At 34.3% G+C, this 20,906-nt stretch carries 13 protein-coding genes; 11 read left to right on the forward strand and 2 right to left on the reverse strand.

Going from position 1 to position 20,906, the window contains the following annotated elements:
- The first annotated feature begins 18 nt into the window (after positions 1-18).
- From P3875_RS03725 to P3875_RS03735, 3 genes are all read left to right on the forward strand, one after another.
- Positions 19-1,824, forward strand: coding sequence for a cytochrome c oxidase subunit I (locus tag P3875_RS03725; protein ID WP_303444916.1), 1,806 nt, complete (start codon positions 19-21; stop codon positions 1,822-1,824).
- Between the two features lie 152 nt (positions 1,825-1,976).
- Positions 1,977-2,765 (forward strand): hypothetical protein, encoded by a 789-nt coding sequence (locus tag P3875_RS03730; RefSeq protein WP_303444917.1) that lies wholly within the window; start codon positions 1,977-1,979, stop codon positions 2,763-2,765.
- Between the two features lie 220 nt (positions 2,766-2,985).
- Entirely contained in the window at positions 2,986-3,192 is a 207-nt protein-coding gene (locus tag P3875_RS03735; RefSeq protein ID WP_303444918.1) for a hypothetical protein, read from the forward strand.
- A 311-nt stretch (positions 3,193-3,503) separates the two neighbouring features.
- On the opposite strand, the gene P3875_RS03740 is transcribed toward P3875_RS03735, so the two are convergent.
- Complete coding sequence (locus P3875_RS03740) at positions 3,504-4,352, reverse strand: T9SS type A sorting domain-containing protein (protein ID WP_303444919.1); 849 nt, start codon at positions 4,350-4,352, stop codon at positions 3,504-3,506.
- Between the two features lie 259 nt (positions 4,353-4,611).
- Between P3875_RS03740 and P3875_RS03745 the strand changes: the two genes are divergently transcribed.
- The 3 genes from P3875_RS03745 to P3875_RS03755 all read left to right on the forward strand — a co-directional run bounded on the left by P3875_RS03745 (position 4,612) and on the right by P3875_RS03755 (position 7,852).
- On the forward strand, positions 4,612-6,042 hold the full coding sequence (locus tag P3875_RS03745) for an alanine/glycine:cation symporter family protein (RefSeq protein ID WP_303444921.1): 1,431 nt from the start codon (positions 4,612-4,614) through the stop codon (positions 6,040-6,042).
- A 116-nt stretch (positions 6,043-6,158) separates the two neighbouring features.
- Complete coding sequence (locus P3875_RS03750; RefSeq protein WP_303444922.1) at positions 6,159-6,638, forward strand: DUF1761 domain-containing protein; 480 nt, start codon at positions 6,159-6,161, stop codon at positions 6,636-6,638.
- Between the two features lie 71 nt (positions 6,639-6,709).
- Positions 6,710-7,852, forward strand: coding sequence for an 8-amino-7-oxononanoate synthase (locus tag P3875_RS03755; protein ID WP_303444923.1), 1,143 nt, complete (start codon positions 6,710-6,712; stop codon positions 7,850-7,852).
- 4 nt (positions 7,853-7,856) lie between these two features.
- Here the strand turns inward: P3875_RS03755 and P3875_RS03760 are convergent, their stop codons facing one another.
- Entirely contained in the window at positions 7,857-8,477 is a 621-nt protein-coding gene (locus P3875_RS03760) for a class I SAM-dependent methyltransferase (protein ID WP_303444924.1), read from the reverse strand.
- A gap of 94 nt (positions 8,478-8,571) precedes the next feature.
- Between P3875_RS03760 and ruvB the strand changes: the two genes are divergently transcribed.
- The 5 genes from ruvB (at position 8,572) to sov (ending at position 20,874) form a co-directional block, all read left to right on the forward strand.
- Positions 8,572-9,606, forward strand: a complete 1,035-nt coding sequence (gene ruvB, locus P3875_RS03765) for a Holliday junction branch migration DNA helicase RuvB (RefSeq protein WP_303444925.1) — start codon at positions 8,572-8,574, stop codon at positions 9,604-9,606.
- Complete coding sequence (gene queG / locus P3875_RS03770) at positions 9,599-10,537, forward strand: tRNA epoxyqueuosine(34) reductase QueG (RefSeq protein ID WP_303444926.1); 939 nt, start codon at positions 9,599-9,601, stop codon at positions 10,535-10,537. Before ruvB ends, queG begins: the two co-directional genes overlap by 8 nt.
- A gap of 63 nt (positions 10,538-10,600) precedes the next feature.
- Positions 10,601-12,892 (forward strand): NADP-dependent malic enzyme, encoded by a 2,292-nt coding sequence (locus tag P3875_RS03775; protein WP_303444927.1) that lies wholly within the window; start codon positions 10,601-10,603, stop codon positions 12,890-12,892.
- A gap of 76 nt (positions 12,893-12,968) precedes the next feature.
- Entirely contained in the window at positions 12,969-13,550 is a 582-nt protein-coding gene (ruvA, locus tag P3875_RS03780; RefSeq protein WP_303444928.1) for a Holliday junction branch migration protein RuvA, read from the forward strand.
- A 4-nt stretch (positions 13,551-13,554) separates the two neighbouring features.
- Positions 13,555-20,874: a T9SS outer membrane translocon Sov/SprA gene (sov, locus tag P3875_RS03785; protein ID WP_303444930.1), complete on the forward strand. Its 7,320-nt coding sequence runs from the start codon at positions 13,555-13,557 to the stop codon at positions 20,872-20,874.
- The last annotated feature ends 32 nt before the right edge of the window (positions 20,875-20,906 follow it).

Raw genomic sequence — 20,906 nt, forward strand, 5'->3', positions numbered from 1 at the left:
CAATATAAAACTATTAGTATGTCAGCAGTAGTAGGACACGAATTAACACACGATCATTCACACGATGATCACCACCATAAAGAAACTTTTGTAACAAAGTACATCTTTAGTCAAGATCATAAAATGATTGCTAAACAATTCTTGGTATCAGGTATTGTAATGGGAATCATAGGTATTATCATGTCATTATTATTCCGTATACAAATCGCTTGGCCAGAAGAATCTTTCAAAGTTTTTTCATGGTTATTAGGTGATGATTTTGCACCAGGTGGTGTAATGCGTAATGATATTTATCTTGCATTGGTAACAATACACGGTACAATAATGGTATTCTTTGTATTAACAGCAGGTTTATCAGGTACCTTTTCAAACTTATTAATTCCATTGCAAATTGGTGCACGCGATATGGCTTCAGGTTTCATGAATATGTTATCGTTCTGGATTTTCTTTATCGCATGCGTTGTAATGATTGCATCTTTATTTGTAGAGTCAGGTCCAGCATCAGCAGGATGGACCATTTACCCTCCATTATCAGCTGTTCCAGAAGCTATTCCAGGTTCAGGTACAGGTATGACACTTTGGTTGGTATCAATGGCTTTATTCATTGCACAATCATTAATGGGATCGTTAAATTACGTTGTAACCGTTTTAAATTTACGTACTAAAGGTATGTCTATGACACGTTTACCGTTAACCATTTGGGCATTATTTGTAACTGCTATTATTGGTATTGTATCGTTCCCAGTATTATTATCTGCCGCTTTATTATTAATTATGGATAGAAGTTTTGGTACTTCATTCTTCTTATCTGATATTTATTTAGCAGGCGAAGTTTTACATTACCAAGGTGGTTCACCGGTATTGTTTGAACACTTATTCTGGTTCTTAGGTCACCCTGAAGTATACATTGTAATATTACCAGCAATGGGTATTACATCAGAAGTGATTTCAGCTAACGCTCGTAAGCCAATTTTTGGATACCGTGCCATGATTACTTCAATCTTAGCAATTGCATTCTTATCAACAATTGTTTGGGGTCACCACATGTTTGTATCAGGTATGAATCCGTTTTTAGGATCGGTGTTTACCTTTACAACATTATTAATTGCTATTCCATCTGCTGTAAAAGCGTTTAACTACATTACAACATTATGGAAAGGTAATTTACAAATGAACCCTTCAATGTTATTCTGTATTGGTTTTGTTTCAACATTTATTACTGGTGGTGTAACAGGAATCATTTTAGGAGATTCAACTTTAGATATTAACGTTCACGATACGTATTTTGTTATTGCTCACTTCCACTTAGTAATGGGTATTTCGGCACTTTACGGTATGTTTGCAGGTATTTACCATTGGTTCCCTAAAATGTACGGACGTATGATGAATAAAAACTTAGGTTATATTCATTTCTGGGTAACAGTTGTATGTGCTTACGGAGTTTTCTTCCCAATGCACTTTATTGGTATGGCAGGTTTACCACGCCGTTACTATACAAACTCTGCTTTCCCTATGTTTGACGATATGGTTGATGTAAATATTTTAATTACCATGTTTGCAATTGTAGGTGCTGCATTCCAATTAGTATTCTTATTTAACTTTTTCTATAGTATTTTCTATGGTAAAAAGGCACCAAGAAACCCTTGGAGAGCAAATACATTAGAGTGGACAACACCAGTTGAACATATGCACGGTAACTGGCCAGGTGCAATACCTGAAGTACACCGTTGGCCTTATGACTACTCTAAACCAGGTTACGAAGAAGATTTTGTTCCACAAACAGTGCCATTACGTGATGGCGAAAAAGATGGTGGACACCATTAATATACTTTAACTCCCGCATTTATGTGGGAGTTTTTTTATCTTGTTTATTGAAACTATGAATGCGTTAATACCCAAATGTATTACTACGGCGCACGGTATGGAGTTTATGCTGAGCCCGACGAAGTAACCCAAGAATCAGTATATTTGTAAGTGTGGATCCGCTGGCGGAGCAGACTATGGAGCCTTATCAGTATGTAAGTAATAACCCCGTAAATATGATTGATCCAAATGGATTAGAACCAATTCCGTGGTCTTTAAAAACTATTTTAACAGATGGACGAAAACCTTGGCAATGGTATAGTTACGGATATGGTTCATATGATAAATCGACATTTAACTCGGCTGCGAAATATAACACCAATAATTTAAGGTCAAGTGCTTATCAATCCGTTTATCAAAGAAATGCATACTATGGTTGGGCTCAAAGTCAAGCTGATGCAAAAGGTTATAATTCTAAGTGGTTCGGTGCAGCTCAATTGGTTACAGGATTTAGAGGCGTTGGTGGAACTGAAATACCAGATGCTGGAATGTTTTCTAGCTCTAATGTTGATAAATTTCTTCAAGGGGGTAACAAGTTTCTTTTTTCCCACAATATGAAGAATGCAAAAGATTTATTAGCAGATGGTAAGTTACCAGGGGGTTTTACTGATGCTAAAGGTGTTGCTCAATCATTTAAAGGATTAACAGGAATAGCTTTGGATTATAAAATGGTGGAATTTGAACAGTCTAAAGTTCAAGAATATATCAATAACTATAAAGGGAAAGATATTGATTCAATTATCTCAGGAATTAATGATTTGATGCGTAGTTCTATTGGTCCAGGTGATGTGAAGGATGTAATGAAAGATCATTTTGATAGTGGAAAATCATTTAATTTTAAGAACTATGACGACAGAGTTAAATTAGGAAAGGAATTAATTAATAAAGCACATAATGAATAAGATTATAAGTTTCTCAATATTATATATCAGTCTGTTTATTACTGAAATATTAATCGTTTTTACTTCATTATTATTAATTAATTCCATCCAACATGGTTTCGACTTGTTTTTCGTAAGAGGAGCCTGGCGTGATACAGGATTGTGGAGTTTTTGGAGAGTATTATTTTATGGATTTCCTTTAATAATACTGTATTTTTCGTTGTTTAAATACGTTGAAAATATGAAACTATATAAACCGTTATTATTCTCATTTTTTAATTTGTTAGTGTATGTTGGTTTATCGGTTTTATCAAGACTTATTTGGGGTAAAAATGTTCCACTGCCACCAGAAGGAATGATGTTTTGGATAACTTCTATATCGATAATTTTAAGTCCAATAATTTTAGGACAAATACCATACTTTAGACGTTTAATGGATAGTATGTAAACAAAAATTTCCGATCACCCCCACGCTGGCCCCCGGTAATGTATCAAATGTGTTGATGAAATTTGAAACCCTTGAAAACTGTAGCTTTTTAAGCTAAAAATGCATAATTTAATAAAAATAAAGACGGACATTTGTTCATACATTGTGTAAAGTTTCCATACTTTAAGCTAAATCATACAAAATTACATTTATGCATTTGCATGCATCCAAAGTTTTATATCGTTTTAATAATATGCTTTTTTACTACATATGCATTTAAAAATGAAAGCCCGGTACTAAATTTTAGTACCGGACTTTTTTTTATAATTAATTTATCTGATAATTTTTTTAGTTATAGATTCTTCATTATCAAAAACTAGTTTCAAAAAGTAAACACCATGTTCAAAATTAGTTAAATCAATGCTGTTGTTATTTGTTTTTAATTGTTCTTTGTTAATTGTTTTAACCAATTTTCCATTGGCTGCATAAATAATAATATTGTTTATTACTGCATCGTTTTCATCAATTCTTAATAAATCAGTAACAGGGTTCGGATAAACTTTAATTTTGTCATTTATCAAATTGTCAAGTGTAGAAGCATTAATATTGTGCTCCACCACATAATAAAGCATGTTGCCGTCATTCACATCATTCCATTGTCCGGCAACACCTAATGGCCAATTAGTTAAAGCAATAGCTAAACCATCTTGCCCGTTAGTGCCAAAGTTGTCGGGTTCATTTCCCCAATTGTTATATAAACCACCAACAGGACTTCCGGTTTTAGTACCTTGCCAAAATTGTGTACCAACCGCATCGTTATTTCCATCCCAAATCCACATGCCTTCAGTAGCCATGTCATTACCTCCAATCCATGCATAAGCGGCACCACCACCATCGGGCGCAGTAGTGTTACTGGTTGTAATACCTGCATTGGTATTTAACTGGTTAAAAATAGCTGTTTGTTCAGCTGCATCATTAATTTCGGCTAAATATCCGCCTCTTTCTACGGCACAAGCTGCCGCGTTTACCCAAGTTTTCTTTTCTTTAATTATTTCATACGTTTTACCATTATAAGTAAACGAATAAATATTTGAAGTATTGGCACATTGACCAAATATTGAACTGCTGCCCAATATACAAGCATAGCCAAAAAATAATAGTTTGTAAATTTTTGCACTCATAGTTTTGTAGTTTTTATTATGTTTGATAAATTATTTATTGTTTTATAAAGGTGTTTTTGTCAAATGTACAATATTTTGCATGAATATTAACATTTTTTTTATATTTATTGCTAAAGTGTTTTAAAGTAAATAAAGTATGGTTTTTGCATTCGCAAAGTTGTTACCGCTTTAAGGTGTTAACAAAAGATTAATAAATTTAATTACCTTTGTTAGACACGTACATATAGTGCATCATTAAAAATCAATTTAAATAAAATTAATGGAAGAACTTATATATTTACTTAATGATATAGTTTGGAGTAAGGTTTTAATAGCCCTTTGTCTTTTTTCAGGGCTTTTTTTTAGTATCAAATTACGTTTCCCTCAAATTAGAATGTTTCGTGAAATGGTTCGATTGTTATTTGTAAAAGAAACATCAGCTCAAGGAATATCTTCATTCCAAGCATTTACTTTGGCAATTTCTGGCAGAATTGGAACTGGAAACATAGCGGGAGTTGCAACCGCAATTGCTATGGGTGGTCCTGGTGCTGTATTTTGGATGTGGGCAATAGCTTTTTTAGGAAGTGCTTCGGCAATTATAGAAGCTACCCTTGCGCAATTGTATAAAGAAGTTAGTGAAGAAGAATTTAGAGGAGGGCCTGCATATTATATTTTAAAAGGACTTAACAATAAATTTTTAGCTGCATTATTTGCAATAGTTACTGTTGTAAGTTGTGGTTTTTTGTTGCCAAGTGTACAAAGCAACAGTATAGCATTAGCTGTTGAAAAAGCGTTTCGTGTAGATGTTGTTTATACTGCCTTATCAATATGTTTATTGTTAGCGTTAATTATTATAGGTGGCGTTAAACGTATTAGTAAAGTAGCCGAAGTTGTTGTGCCATTTATGGCAATAAGTTATATAATAATGGCTGTTGTTATTATTGTACTAAATATAAACGAAGTGCCTGCAACGTTTGCACTAATATTTAAATCGGCATTTGCTGTTGATGCTACTTTTGGTGGTATAATAGGTGCTGCAATTAGTTGGGGTGTACAAAGAGGTATTTATAGTAACGAAGCAGGTCAAGGTACGGCTCCACATGCTGCTGCTGCTGCCGAAGTTTCACATCCGTATAAACAAGGTTTGGTACAAGGATTTTCGGTGTATGTTGATACCCTTTTTGTATGTACAGCTACCGCGCTAATGATACTTTTTACCAATCAATACAATGTTTTAAACGATACTTCGGGGTTTATTGTTGAAAATATTCCCGGGGTTGAACCTGGTGCTGCTTTTACACAAAGCGCCATTAGTCAGCACTTTCCTGCAATTGGCGATGCTTTTGTAGCTGTAGCCTTAATGTTTTTTGCTTTTACAACTATCATGGCTTATTATTATATTGCCGAATCAAATATCGATTTTCTTTTTAACGGAAAAAAACTTCAAATAGGAATTTGGTTTTTAAGAGGTTTAATTATTATTTCAACTTATTTAGGTTGTGTAAAATCGGCAAAATTAGCTTGGACTTTAGGCGATATTGGTGTTGGTTTAATGGCATGGATAAACTTAGTTGCAATTTTGTTTCTTTATAAAAAAGCTATTAAAGTGGCAAAAGATTACGAAAATCAACTTAAATATAACAAATCACCACGTTTTAATGCTAGTGTTACTAAAATAGAAAATGCTGATTTTTGGGTTAATAAAGAATAATTTTTTAATATAGCTGTAAGTTTTGTTGGGATATAGTTACAGCTTAGATATTTAAAATACAGTACAAATTTGTTGTATTTTTTTATACATTTGAAATCAATAAAAAATAGAAAAAAATGGAATTTAATTTTGTTGCAATACTACTAGCAGCCTTTTCATCGTTAGTAGTTGGGTTTATTTGGTATAACCCTAAAGTATTTGGAACTGTTTGGATGAATGAAACAGGTATGACCGAAGAAAAAGCTAAAAAAAGCAATATGGCTTTAACGTTATTTTTTGCATTTGTGTATGCGTTTTTTATTGCTTTTATACTACAGTTTTTAGTTATTCACCAATTTGGTGTTTTTGGAGTTGTGGGAGGCAATGTTGAAAACGAAGCTTATAAAGCCTTTATGACCGAAGAAAACCTAAATGCTTTTAGATCCTTCAAACACGGTATGCTACACGGTGCTTTTACTGGTTTGTTTTTTGCATTGCCTGTTGTTGGTGTTGGTGCTTTGTTTGAACAAAAAAGTTTTAAATACGTACTTGTTTCAGGTGGCTACTGGGTAGTAACTTGTATGGTTATGGGCGGAATTATTTGCGCAATGAAGTAATTAAATTTTAAATAACTTACTATAGTTCTTGAATGTTTTTTTTCAAGGACTATTTTTTTTAAAACAATATCGTGAGTCAATTAATTACTTATAGCGTTTATCATTCATACCAAGAAATAGCTCCATTTAATTTTGAAACGGATTCCGTATTCTTGTCTAAAACGTATTTTGAAGCACTAGAAAAAAGTGCTCCAAAAAACATGAAATGCCATTTTATTTTGCTTTTTCAAAATCAAAAAGTGGAAGGGGTAGCATTAGCTCAGTTTTTAGATTTAAATCATTTAGCATCTTTTGGTGAACGCGATAAATGCTTAAAATCATTAGTGCGTAATTTTGTGTTTAAAAATTTTTCGTCGCACGTTTTATTTATAGGAAACAATATGCTATCGGGGCAAAACGCATTTTGGGTTTCACCAACTATTAACAAAAGCCAAGCGATTACGCATATAAAAAATGCTTGTTTAGATATTATAGCGCACTATAAAAAAGCAGGAATTAAAATACATATTACAACTTTTAAAGATTTTGAAAAAGAAGAATTAACCTATTTTACCGATTCGTATTTTTTAGATAATTATTGTTTTTCAACCCAGCCCAATATGCAGTTTTCTATTTTAGAAAATTGGACTACCGAAAACGATTATGTAATGGCTTTAAGCAAAAAATACCGCGATCAGTACAAACGTTCGCGTAAAAAGTGTGACGAAGTTGTAAAGAAAAAAATGCACTTACATGATATCGTTCAACATCAAAAAAAAATGTATGAATTGTATTATTATGTGGCTAAAAACGCACCTTTAAACACCTTTTTTTTAAAGGAAAATCATTTTGAAATACTAAAAAAACAACTGCACGATTCATTTTTAGTTTATGGATATTTTTTAAACAACGAATTAATTGGTTTTAACACCCTAATTAAAAACGGAGCCATTATGGAAACTTATTTTTTAGGATATGATGACAGGTTTCAAAAAGAAAAAATGCTGTATTTAAACATGTTGTATGATATGGTGGGTTATTCTATTAAAAAAGGATTTTCGAAGATTATTTTTGGTCGTACTGCATTAGAAATTAAAAGTTCAGTTGGTGCCGAACCTACTGAAATGTTTGGTTTTATAAAACACAGTAATAAAATTATTAATTACTTTATGCCTAAATTATTTCCGTATTTTGATCCAAAAGTAAGTTGGACAAAAAGAAGCCCGTTTAAATAAAGGTTTATTTTTTGCGTAAAATAATTAGCTTTTCAGATAATTCAATTAAATCAAAACCAAAATTTAGGGCAATAAATTCAAAAGTTTTAAATGTATAAATAAAAACATGCGTTAAATCTTTGCGGTAATACCAGTTTGTAAAATCGGTTTGTTGGTTGAACAAATGTGTTTTAATAAGTAATAAACCATTGGGTTTTAATAAACCATATAGCTTTGTTATTTCGGCAAAAGGGTTGTAAAAATGCTCAAAAACTTCGCAGCTAAAAATAAAATCATAGGTGTAATTTAAATAGGCAGTGTCAGGGTAAAAATAAGGGTCGTATAAATGTACGCAAAACCCTTTTTCGGTTAATTGTTTTGTAATAACAGGACCTTTACCACAGCCATAATCTAAACCAAGCATATTTGGTTTGCAAAGTTTTAAAATGGCATTTGTTACAGGGGCTGTGAAATTTTGGTAGCCTGTATCGTTTACGTCATTATGGTGTTGTTCGTAGTGTTTTTTTTCATTTTCGGCAGTAAAAAATAAATCATTACGTTTTACATATCCATTGCAAGTGCTGCAAATAAAATACACATCATCCATTTTATCAACAAGCACCGTATTACACAATGTACAATTCATATTTTTTGTTTTAAAGATAATTCACTTTACGTTAACGAGCAATCCATAAAAAAAGCAAATTTTTTTGTTTTGTAAAAATAGTATCTTTGTACTTATGAACGAACATTTAAATCCAACCAATAAAAATTATTCAAACGAAGAAATCGACGTTGAAAAAAAACTTCGTCCGCTTTCGTTTGATGATTTTGCCGGTCAAGATCAAGTATTAGAAAACTTAAAAGTATTTGTAAAAGCAGCCAATTTGCGTGGCGAAGCTTTAGATCATACCTTGTTTCATGGGCCACCCGGTTTAGGAAAAACAACGTTATCTAATATTTTGGCGAACGAATTAAATGTTGGCATAAAAATAACATCGGGACCCGTGTTAGATAAACCAGGCGATTTAGCAGGTTTGTTAACTAATTTAGAAGAGCGCGATATTTTATTTATTGATGAAATACACCGTTTAAGTCCGGTTGTTGAAGAATATTTGTACTCTGCAATGGAAGATTTTAAAATTGATATCATGATAGAATCGGGACCAAATGCACGCACCGTACAAATTAATCTAAATCCGTTTACGTTGGTGGGTGCCACTACACGTTCGGGCTTATTAACAGCACCAATGCGTGCCCGTTTTGGTATACAAAGTAGGTTGCAATATTATAATATCGAATTGTTATCAACCATTGTAGAACGCAGCGCTACCATTTTAAAAGTACCTATTGATATGGAAGCTGCTATAGAAATTGCAGGTCGTAGCCGTGGAACTCCACGTATTGCCAATGCGTTGCTGCGACGAGTGCGCGATTTTGCACAGATTAAAGGAAATGGGCGAATCGATATCGAGATTTCGCGTTTTGCTTTAAAAGCCTTAAATGTTGATAAATATGGGTTAGACGAAATGGATAACAAAATTTTATCAACCATTATAGAAAAATTTAAAGGTGGACCAGTTGGCTTATCAACACTTGCTACAGCTGTGTCTGAAAATGCCGAAACAATAGAAGAAGTGTACGAACCTTTTTTAATTCAAGAAGGTTTTATTTACCGCACGCCACGCGGACGCGAAGTAACCGAAAAAGCCTATAAACACTTAGGGAAACAAAACTTGGGCAAGCAATCGGGTTTGTTTAACAATTATGAATAACAAAGAAAAATATACCCAATTTATAAAACAAAAAGCCCAAGAATTGGGCTTTTCTTATTGTGGCGTTTCGCAAGCAACTTTTTTAGAGGAAGAAGCTCCACGTTTAGAAAGTTGGTTAAAAAATAACATGCACGGCGAAATGAAATATATGGAAAATCATTTCGATAAACGGTTAGATCCACGTTTGTTAGTCCCTGGTGCAAAATCGGTGGTTTCTTTATTGTTGAATTATTTTCCTGCCCAACAGCAAAATCCCAATGCGTATAAAATCTCAAAATACGCGTACGGCGAAGATTATCATTTTATTATAAAAGACAAATTAAAAGATTTGTTGCACTTTATTAACGATGAAATAGGTGCCGTTGATGGAAGGGTTTTTGTAGATTCGGCTCCGGTGTTAGATAAAGCTTGGGCGGCAAAAAGCGGTTTAGGTTGGGTTGGTAAAAACAATAATTTAATAAGAAAATCACACGGTTCTTTCTTTTTTGTAGCCGAATTAATTATTGATTTAGAATTGATGTACGATACCGCTACAACCAATCATTGCGGGTCGTGTACAGCTTGTATCGATGCGTGCCCTACACAAGCCATAGAATCGCCTTATGTGGTAAACGGTAGCAAATGTATTTCGTATTTAACCATTGAATTAAAAGACGCCATACCTAACGAGTTTGCAGGCAAATTAGATGATTGGATGTACGGTTGCGACGTATGCCAAGATGTGTGTCCGTGGAACCGTTTTGCAACCCCACATAACGAACCTCTTTTTCAACCAAAACCCGAATTAATTAACTACAACAACCAACAATGGACCGATTTAACCAATGAATTATTCAACGAAATTTTTAAAAAATCGGCGGTTAAACGCACCAAGTTTTCGGGGTTAATGAGGAATGTTACATTTTTAAATTACAAAAACAATAAAAAATAGCAAAAAAGTGTTTTGTTCTTGTTTAATGCTTGTTATATTTGTTACTTATCAAAAAACGAAATCATGCACAAAGATTCAAAACGAAGAGAAGCATTATTATACCACGCAAAACCAAAACCCGGCAAAATTGCTGTGGTACCTACCAAACCATATAGCACCCAACGCGATTTAGCTTTAGCCTATTCACCAGGGGTTGCAGAACCTTGTTTAGAAATTGAAAAAAATCCTGAAAACGCTTATAAATACACCGCAAAAGGTAATTTAGTTGCGGTAATTAGTAACGGTACAGCCGTTTTAGGTTTAGGCGATATTGGCGCACAAGCATCAAAACCTGTTATGGAAGGTAAAGGCTTGTTGTTTAAAATTTTTGCCGATATCGACGTTTTTGATATTGAATTAGATACAAAAAATATCGACGAGTTTGTGAACATCGTTAAAGCGTTAGAACCTACTTTTGGCGGTATTAATTTAGAAGACATTAAAGCACCCGAATGTTTTGAAATTGAGCGCAGACTTAAAGAAGAAATGAACATTCCGGTAATGCATGACGACCAACACGGTACCGCAATTATATCGGGTGCCGCATTAATTAACGCTTGCGAACTTCAAAATAAAAACATTAAAGACGTTAAAATTGTTGTAAACGGTGCAGGTGCAGCAGCTATTTCATGTACACAAATGTACATTTCGGTTGGTGCTTTAAAAGAAAACATTGTAATGCTTGATAGCAAAGGTGTAATTCGTACCGATCGTGAAAATTTAGATCCATCTAAAGCAGTTTGGGCTACTAATCGCGATATTTATACTTTAGAAGACGCCATGAAAAATGCCGATGTGTTCATTGGTTTATCGGCTGCTAATGTACTTTCGCCCGAAATGTTAAAAACTATGGCGCCTAACCCAATTGTATTGGCAATGGCTAACCCAAATCCCGAAATTGCTTACGATTTAGCAATGGCAACGCGCGAAGATATTATTATGGGTACAGGTAGATCTGATTTTCCTAACCAAGTAAACAATGTATTAGGTTTTCCATTTATTTTCCGTGGTGCGTTAGATGTACGTGCTACAAAAATTAACGAAGAAATGAAACTGGCAGCCGTTTATGCTTTGGCAAAATTAGCTAAAGAATCGGTGCCTGAACAAGTAAATATTGCTTACGGCGAACGCAAATTAAGTTTTGGTAAAGATTATATTATTCCTAAACCGTTTGACCCACGTTTAATGACCGAAATTCCGCCTGCAGTTGCTAATGCTGCTATGGAATCGGGTGTTGCAACAGAACCTATCGCAAATTGGGAAACATATCGCAATGAATTGTCAGACCGTATGGGGTCCGATAATAAATTAGTACGTTTATTAATGAATCGTGCTAAAACCGATCCTAAAAAAGTAGTTTATACAGAAGCAGATCATTTAAATGTTTTAAAAGCTGCGCAAATTGCTTATGAAGAAGGTATTGCAATTCCAATTTTATTGGGTAATAAAGAAATTATTTTAGAACTGAAAGAAGAAATTGGTTTTGATGCCGATGTAATGATCATTGACCCTAAAACCGATGAAGAAAATGAACGCAGAATACGTTATGCTGAATTTTTCTGGCAATCACGCGAACGTAGAGGTATTACTAAAATAGATGCTGAAAAATTAATGCGCGATCGCAGTTATTTTGCGTCGATGATGGTGTTACAAGGCGAAGCCGATGCCATGCTTTCGGGCTATTCACGCAGTTATCCAACTGCTTTAAAACCGGTTTTAGATTTAATTCCACGCATCAACGGTGTATCAAAAGTAGCGTCAACAAACTTAATGTTAACTAATCGCGGACCTTTGTTTTTAGCCGATACAGCCGTAAACCCAAACCCAACTGCCGAAGAAATAGCTAAAATTGCGGTTATGACAAATCATACCGTTAAAATGTTTGGTTTTGATCCAGTTATTGCTATGATTTCTTACGGTAACTTTGGATCGTCTAAAGAAGAAACGCCTAAAAAAATGCGTAAAGCAGTTGAAATTCTTCACGAAAATTATCCAGATATGATTGTTGATGGCGAAATACAAATTGATTTTGCATTGAATCAAGAAATGTTAAAGGATAAATTTCCGTTTTCTAAATTAGTGGGCAAAAAAGTAAATACAATGGTTTTTCCTAATTTAGATACGGCAAATACTACTTATAAAATGCTTAAAGAATTAAACGAAACTACATCAATTGGACCTATTTTATTAGGGCTTGATGCACCTGTTCACGTATTTCAATTAGGCGCAAGTGTAGATGAAATGGTAAATATGACAGCTGTTGCGGTTATTGATGCCCAACAAAAAATATTACGCAAAAAAGGTATTATGCTATAAAAAGCTTTGCCAAAGCCCGTAAACGTTTTTTTGTTAATAAAATTTTCTATTTTTGATAAAAATTAATTGAAAAAAAATGATTGCGTTTTTAAAGGGCAGATTGGTAGAGAAAACTCCAACAGATATAATTATAGATTGCAACGGAATTGGATATCAAGTTCATATTTCGTTGCATTCTTATTCTTTAATAAAAGATAACGAAGCAATTCAAATATATACATACCTACAAATTAAAGAAGACGCCCATATTTTATATGGCTTTATGGATAAGGTAGAACGTGAATTGTTTAAACTACTTATTTCTGTTTCGGGTATAGGTGGCAACACAGCCCGAAATATGCTATCGTACGTTGCACCTAACGATTTAATTCATGCCATTGCAACAAACGATGTTAAAACCATACAATCAATTAAAGGAATTGGCTTAAAAACAGCACAACGGGTAATTATAGATTTACAAGAAAAAGTACAAAAATTATACGGTTTAGAAGATTTATCTGCACCTTTAAACAATACAAATGCAGAAGAAGCGTTATCTGCTTTAGAAGTACTTGGATTTGTACGCAAAGCTACCGAAAAAGTAGTTAAAAATATTGTGGCACAAAATCCTGAAATTACAGTAGAACAAATTATTAAATCAGCATTAAAAAGTTTGTAAGATTTTGAAAGCATCTTCACCAATACATATTTTACTAAAGTATTTATTCTTTATAATTCTAATAGGATGTCCGGCGCCTGTTTTTGCTCAGGTTGATGATCCTGCGGATGACTCAGTAGTTATTCGCGGTGCTATTACGCTTAAAGATGTAGATACAATCATGAAAATGTATACATACGATCCACTTACCGATCGATACATTTACACGGTAACTAATAACGAATATAATTTAGAATTTCCCATGGTGCTTACTCGTAAACAATACGAGGATGTTTTGCTTAAAGCTGCCATGCGTGAATACTACGCCAAACGAATTGCTGCCGGGCAAGACCGATTAAGTGAAGAAGAAAAAAAAGATTTATTACCAGGCTATTATGTTAATTCAAAACTATTCGAATCTATTTTTGGGGGTAATACAATAACCGTAAAACCAAGCGGAACTGTTGAATTAGATTTGGGAATGCGCTATTCTAAACAAGACAATCCCATTATATCGCCACGCAACCGTCGTACTTTTGCTTTAGATTTTAACCAACGCATAAACCTTAGTTTACAAGGTAAAGTAGGTACCCGTTTAAGTACCGATATTAATTTTAACAATCAGGCAACTTTAGATTTTCAAAAGCAATTGCTAAAATTAAAATACGAACCCGACGAAGATGCTATTTTACAAGGTTTAGAAGTTGGTAACGTAAGCATGCCTGTAAACAATTCATTGGTACGTGGTGCGCAAAATTTATTTGGTGTAAAATCAAAACTACAATTTGGTAGAACCACATTAACGGGGGTGTTTTCGCGCCAAACTTCAGAGCGTAAAACTATTGTTGCCGAAGGCGGCGGAACGGTTCAAAACTATGAAATGTTTGCTTTAGATTACGAGCAAAATAGAAACTTTTTCCTTTCACAATTTTTTAGATATCAATACGATAAAGCACTTAAGAACTATCCGTATATTGATAGTCGTGTACGTATTACGCGTGTAGAATTGTGGGTAACCAATCGTCAAAATCGTGTTGCGCAAACCAACAACAACATGCGTAACATTATTGCTATACAAGATTTAGGTGAAGCGCGTTTAAGTAATGCTGCTACCGATAGAATTGTTGGGATTGATGTAACTGCAAACCCAACTTTCTTTGGCTCATCGCAAGTTGATGCGCCTGTTGATAACAGCAACAACCAGTTTAATCCCGAAGCTATTGGATCCAACTTTTTAAACGATGGTATCCGACAAATAAATACTGCGCAAAACGGTTTTAATATTTCTGTAACCGAAGGGCGCGATTATTCTAAACTTGAAAATGCACGAAAATTAAACGAAAACGAATTTAAGTTTCATCCGCAATTAGGTTATATTACTTTACAACAACCTTTAAATAATGATGAGGTTTTAGGGGTAGCTTTTGAATATACTATTGGTGGAAAAGTGTATAAAGTGGGTGAGTTTGGTACCGATGGTGTTGATGCTACTGTTATTGGGCAAGATGGTAATAATCAGGATATTCCAACTACACAAAGTTTGGTGGTAAAAATGCTAAAAAGTACTTTAGCTTCGGTAAATGAACCTGTTTGGGATTTAATGATGAAAAACATTTATCAAATTCCAAATACCCGTTTCTTAGAACGCGATGGTTTCCGCTTAAACATTATGTACACCGATCCGCAGCCGTTAAATTATATTTCTCCGGTTGAAGGTACAACTTTGCCACAAGGTGTTGCCGATACACCTTTACTAAACGTATTTAATTTAGACCGTTTAAATGCAACCAACGATCCACAAAACGGAGGTGATGGTTGGTTTGATTATATATCTACAAATCCAACAAGTAGCCCAACTTCAGGTTCAAACCAAAATCAAGGAGGGTACAATAACAGCGGGCCTTTACAAAATACAAATAAGTTTGAAGGTATTACGATTGATGAAGAAGGTGGAAGGGTGATTTTTACAACGGTTGAACCGTTTGGTGAGCATTTGTTTAAAAAATTAGCTACCAATTCTTCCGAAGATTATAATGTGGATGCCAGTTACAATGCCAATCAAAAAAAGTATGTGTATAAAAACATGTACCGCAACACTTATGTGAAGGCATTGCAAGAAAACGAAAAAAATAAATTTCAATTAAAAGGTAAATCTACAAGTGCATCTGGCGATGGTATTCCAATTGGTGGTTTTAACATAGCACAAGGCTCGGTAACTGTTACAGCAGGCGGTAGGGTTTTGGTTGAAGGTGCAGATTATACCGTAGATTACCAACGCGGTATGGTGCAAATTTTAGATCCAGGTTTAAAACAAAGCAATACACCTATCGAAATTTCAGTTGAAGAAAACTCAATGTTCAACCAAACACGTCGTTCCTTTTTTGGGGTACATGTAGATCATCAAGTAAACGAAAAATTAATTTTAGGAGCTACGTATTTGCGTTTACAAGAACAACCATTAACCGTAAAAACCAATTACGGCGAAGAATCGGTAAACAATACTATTTATGGGTTTAATGCAAATTACACTACCGATTTACCATTCTTAACACGTTGGGTAAACAAATTGCCAAATATTGACACCGATGTAATGTCTACCTTAAACTTTAAAGGAGAATTTGCATATTTAAAACCAGGTGCATCGCGTTTAGATCAATTAAATGGTGAGGCAACTTCATACATAGAAAATTTTGAAGGTACACAAAGTAATATCGATGTGTTAAATCCTACCATGTGGTTTTTATCATCGGTACCAGTTGGTTTTGGAGAGAATTTTACCGATTTGCAATCAGGTTATCGTCGTGCAAAAATGTCGTGGTACACCGTAGATCAAATTTTTTACAATCAATACCGCCGCCCCGATAATATCAGCGATGGCATGTTGTCATCAAATAAAACCCGCCGTATTAATAAAGAAGAGTTGTTTCCAACTATGAATGTGGCAAATGGTGAATTGCTTACCATAAATCCATTAAACTTAACCTATTATCCAGAAGAACGTGGACCTTATAATTTTAATCCGCAGTTTTTAACAAATAACAAATTGCCTAACCCAAATCAAAACTGGGCAGGTATTATGCGTTCCATTGCGTCAACAAATTTTGAGCAAGCAAATGTAGAGTATATCGAGTTTTGGATGATGGATCCATACACGGGTAATGCTGGCGATACTGCCGATCCTGGCAATACAGGTAAAGTGTTTTTTAACTTAGGTTATATTTCAGAAGATATTTTACAAGACGGTTTAAAACAATACGAAAACGGATTGCCTACACCTTCAAATAATACGCCTACAATAAGTTCTGCTTGGGGTAAAGTACCTGCTTCAACCGCTTTAATTTACGCTTTTGATGCCGAAGGTGGAAATCGTCCGTACCAAGATGTTGGTTTAGATGGTTTAAATGATGCCGAGGAAAAAACTAAATTTTCGTCATTTGCGGCTTTTCCAGATCCTGCTGCAGATAATTATGAGTTTTTCTTAACGGCGCAGGGCGATATTATTTCTCGTTACAAAAATTACAACGGCTTACAAGGCAATACGCCAATACAATTTACCGATACAAACAGGGGAAATAGTAACTTACCCGATGTAGAAGATATTGATAACGATAATACCATGAATACCATAAATGCGTATTATCAATATGAAGTTAATGTAACACCAAACCCAGTTATTGGTCAAAATTATGTGGTTGATGTTCGCACAACTACCGAAAAGTTTTTAAATGGCAATTCTACACCAGTTAAATGGGTACAATACAAAGTGCCTATAGTTGCTAGTCCTGATTATGCTGTAGGAGCCATTTCTGATTTACAATCGGTACGTTTTATGCGTATGTTTTTAACCGGATTTACAGATGAGGTTACCTTGCGTTTTGGTACTTTAAATTTAGTGCGAAGCGATTGGCGTAGATATACCAATAATTTAGTTGAAGATCCCGATGTTATAGTTCAAGGTACCAACACAGGTTTTGATGTTACAACCTTAAATATTTTAAACAATTATTCGCGTACACCTATACCGTATGTGTTGCCACCTGGTATTGTTCGCGAGCAAATTAACCAAAATAATAGCATCATCAATCAAAACGAACAAGCTTTGTCGTTACGTGTTTATAAAGCCAATGCAACTACAACACCTAACGGTTTAGAACCTGAAGATTCACGTGCTGTATTTAAAAATGTAGGTAATATTGATATGCGTCAGTACAATAAACTTAGAATGTTTATTCATGCCGAAGCATTAGAAGATCAAACAGATAATACCCGTTTGAAAGACGATGAAATGGTTGCTTTTATTCGTTTTGGTAACGATTTTACAAATAACTTTTATCAAGTTGAAATTCCATTAAAAGTAACCGAATGGGGTGCATCTATTGCCGAAGAAATTTGGCCACTTGCTAACGAAATTGAGTTGCAGTTAGAATTACTTACAAAGTTAAAGCTAATGCGTAACCGCGATAATAACCAAGATCCAAGTTTTATTTATTTTAAAAACGAAGACGAAATTGCACCTGAATTAGCATCAAAACTAAACAAATTACGCATTGGTATTAAAGGAAATCCAAATTTTGGAATGTTGCGTACCATAATGATTGGTATTAGAAACAATACCAAAGTGTTGTATACCGACCGTTTAGAGCAACCTCGTGATATTCGTGGAGAAGTGTGGTTTAATGAATTACGTATGTCAGACATGACAAACAAAGGCGGTTGGGCTGCAGTAGCTACAGTTGATGCTAAAATCGCCGATTTTGCTTCGGTAACAGCATCGGTAAACAAGCAAACCGTTGGTTTTGGAGCTTTAGAACAAGGACCGCAAGAACGCAGCCGCGAAGATATTTTTAATTACAATGTAACAACTGCTGTTAATGCGCACCAAGTGTTACCTAAAAATTGGAAATTAAACATACCGTTTAGTTATTCTGTTTCCGAAGAAAAAATTACACCAGAATACGATCCGAATGATCCGGATATTCGTTTAAAAACAAAAATAGACGATGCCCAATCTGCCGAAGAACGCAAGTTGATAAAAGACCGTGCAATTGAATATACCAAGCGTACAAGTATCAATTTTATAGGTGTTAACAAACAGCGTGGTCAAAATCAAAAACAACATTTTTACGATATTGAAAACATTACGCTATCACATTCATTTAATGAAGTGCAGCAACATAATTTTGAAATTGATCGATTGTTAGATCAACAAGCACGCTCGTCGTTAAATTACGCGTATGTATTTAAACCATGGAGTATAGAACCTTTTAAGAAAGCCGAAAATTTTAAAAAGAAAAAGTATTTTAAATTGTTAAGCGATTTTAATTTAAATATTTTACCAAATAGCTTAACGTTTCAGTCTGATATTTTACGCCAATACAATCAACAAAAATTTAGAATGATTGATGTGGACGGTATTGAAATTCAACCATTGTATCGCCGTAATTACTTTTTTAATTACAACTACGGGGTAAGTTTTAATTTTACCAAGAATTTAACGGTAAATTACACGGCAAATAACAACAATGTGGTGCGTAATTTTATGGACGAAAACCGTAATGTAGATAATTCATTAGACATTTGGGATGGATATTTTGACCCAGGTACACCTAATGTACGTTTACAAAGTTTAGAGTTAAATTACAAATTGCCGTTAGATAAAGTTCCGTTTTTAGCTTTTGTTACTGCCGATTATTCTTATAAAGGTGATTACAGCTGGCAACGTGCCACCGATGCTTTTTCTAGTATTGATTACAATGGTGTTAATTACCAATTAGGTAATACCATACAAAATGCAAACAGCCATAATTTAACCACCAACTTAAATATGGATATTTTGTATAAATATTTTGGATTGGTACCAAGTAAATCAAAACAAAAAAAGCCGGCAACTTTAGGTCAAAAACCAAAGCCGGGCGAAAAAGTACAGCGCAATAAAGAATTATCTGAAAGAGATAAAAAAGACAAATCTAAAGATGAAGAGCAAGGTTCTGCTGTTTTAGATGGGGTTGTAAATTTTGCAACTATGGTTAAAACGGTACAAGTTTCGTATGTGGAATCAAACGGAACCGTTTTGCCGGGTTATTTAGGTGGTTTGGGCTTTTTTGGAACAGCACGCCCTACCTTGGGGTATGTGTTTGGTTCGCAAGAAGACGTGCGTTACGATGCTGCTCGTAAAGGCTGGTTAACCTATTATCCAGAATTTAATCAAGAGTTTAGCCGCATGCACACCGAACGCTTAAATTTTGGTGCAGATGTTAAACCAATTCAAGATTTAACCATTACGCTAAAAGCCAATAAAGATTTTAGTAACAACATGTCTGAGCAATACGATGTGGTTGATGGTATGTACAATTCACGTTCGCCTTATGAATTTGGTATGTATCAAACATCAAACATTATGATTGGAACTGCTTTTGGTAGAAGCGATGTAACTGGCTCGGCAGCTTTTGAACAGTTTAAAGCAAACCGTATTGCAGTAGCAAATCGTTTGGCAACTGCTCGCGGTATCGATTTAACAAACCCTGCAAATATAGATGAATACGGTTATCCAGTAGGGTACAGTCGTACTAATCAAGAAGTGTTAATTCCATCGTTCTTAGCAGCCTATTCAGGTAGGGACATATCTAAACAAAGCAATGGTTTCATGCGCGATATTCCGTTGCCAAACTGGTCGTTACGTTATACAGGTTTTATGCGCATGGGTTGGTTTAAAAAGAATTTTAACCGCTTTACAATCAATCATAATTATGTTTCGGGATACTCTGTGAATAATTTCCAAACAAATTACGAGTATTTAGAAAACCCAAATACATTAAACGCTGGTGGTAATTATCCTGCCAAAAATGTTGTAAGTAACATTACCATGATGGAGCAGTTTGCGCCACTTATTGGTGTAGATTTTGTAACAAAATCAAACATAGATTTTGGGTTTAAAATGAATAAAGACCGTATGCTTTCTATGAGTTTTGATAACAACTTGTTAACCGAAGTACAAGGAAATGAGTTCAGCGTAAAATTAGGTTTTATAATAAAAGATGTAAGTTTTACAACCAATTTTGAAGGCGTTGCAAATGGCGGAAGAATAATTAGCGACATGCGTTTTACAACCGAATTTTCATGGCGCCGCAACCAAACCATTATTCGCTATTTAGATTATACCAACAACCAAATAGGGGCAGGGCAAGATATTACTAACATAAGGATAAATGCAGAATATGATTTAAGCAAAAACTTTACAGCACGTTTTTATTACGAACACATGTTTAGTAAAGCTGTAATTTCAACCATGTTCCCAATCACCAATATACGTTCGGGTATTACCTTACGATATAATTTTGGAAATTAAACCTTAAAAATTTTTCAATTATTAATAATGTT

The sequence above is a fragment of the Myroides sp. JBRI-B21084 genome, from assembly GCF_030545015.1.
Classification (GTDB): Bacteria; Bacteroidota; Bacteroidia; order Flavobacteriales; family Flavobacteriaceae; genus Flavobacterium.

What these genes read in the sequence shown, in the direction of transcription:
- P3875_RS03745 (WP_303444921.1), top strand. Translation starts at nt 4,612, where the DNA reads ATGGAAGAACTTATATATTTACTTAATGATATAGTTTGGAGTAAGGTT.
- queG (WP_303444926.1), top strand. Translation starts at nt 9,599, where the DNA reads ATGAATAACAAAGAAAAATATACCCAATTTATAAAACAAAAAGCCCAA.
- P3875_RS03725 (WP_303444916.1), top strand. Translation starts at nt 19, where the DNA reads ATGTCAGCAGTAGTAGGACACGAATTAACACACGATCATTCACACGAT.
- P3875_RS03735 (WP_303444918.1), top strand. Translation starts at nt 2,986, where the DNA reads ATGAAACTATATAAACCGTTATTATTCTCATTTTTTAATTTGTTAGTG.
- P3875_RS03750 (WP_303444922.1), top strand. Translation starts at nt 6,159, where the DNA reads ATGGAATTTAATTTTGTTGCAATACTACTAGCAGCCTTTTCATCGTTA.
- P3875_RS03740 (WP_303444919.1), bottom strand. Translation starts at nt 4,352, where the DNA reads ATGAGTGCAAAAATTTACAAACTATTATTTTTTGGCTATGCTTGTATA.
- ruvB (WP_303444925.1), top strand. Translation starts at nt 8,572, where the DNA reads ATGAACGAACATTTAAATCCAACCAATAAAAATTATTCAAACGAAGAA.
- ruvA (WP_303444928.1), top strand. Translation starts at nt 12,969, where the DNA reads ATGATTGCGTTTTTAAAGGGCAGATTGGTAGAGAAAACTCCAACAGAT.
- P3875_RS03760 (WP_303444924.1), bottom strand. Translation starts at nt 8,477, where the DNA reads ATGAATTGTACATTGTGTAATACGGTGCTTGTTGATAAAATGGATGAT.
- P3875_RS03775 (WP_303444927.1), top strand. Translation starts at nt 10,601, where the DNA reads ATGCACAAAGATTCAAAACGAAGAGAAGCATTATTATACCACGCAAAA.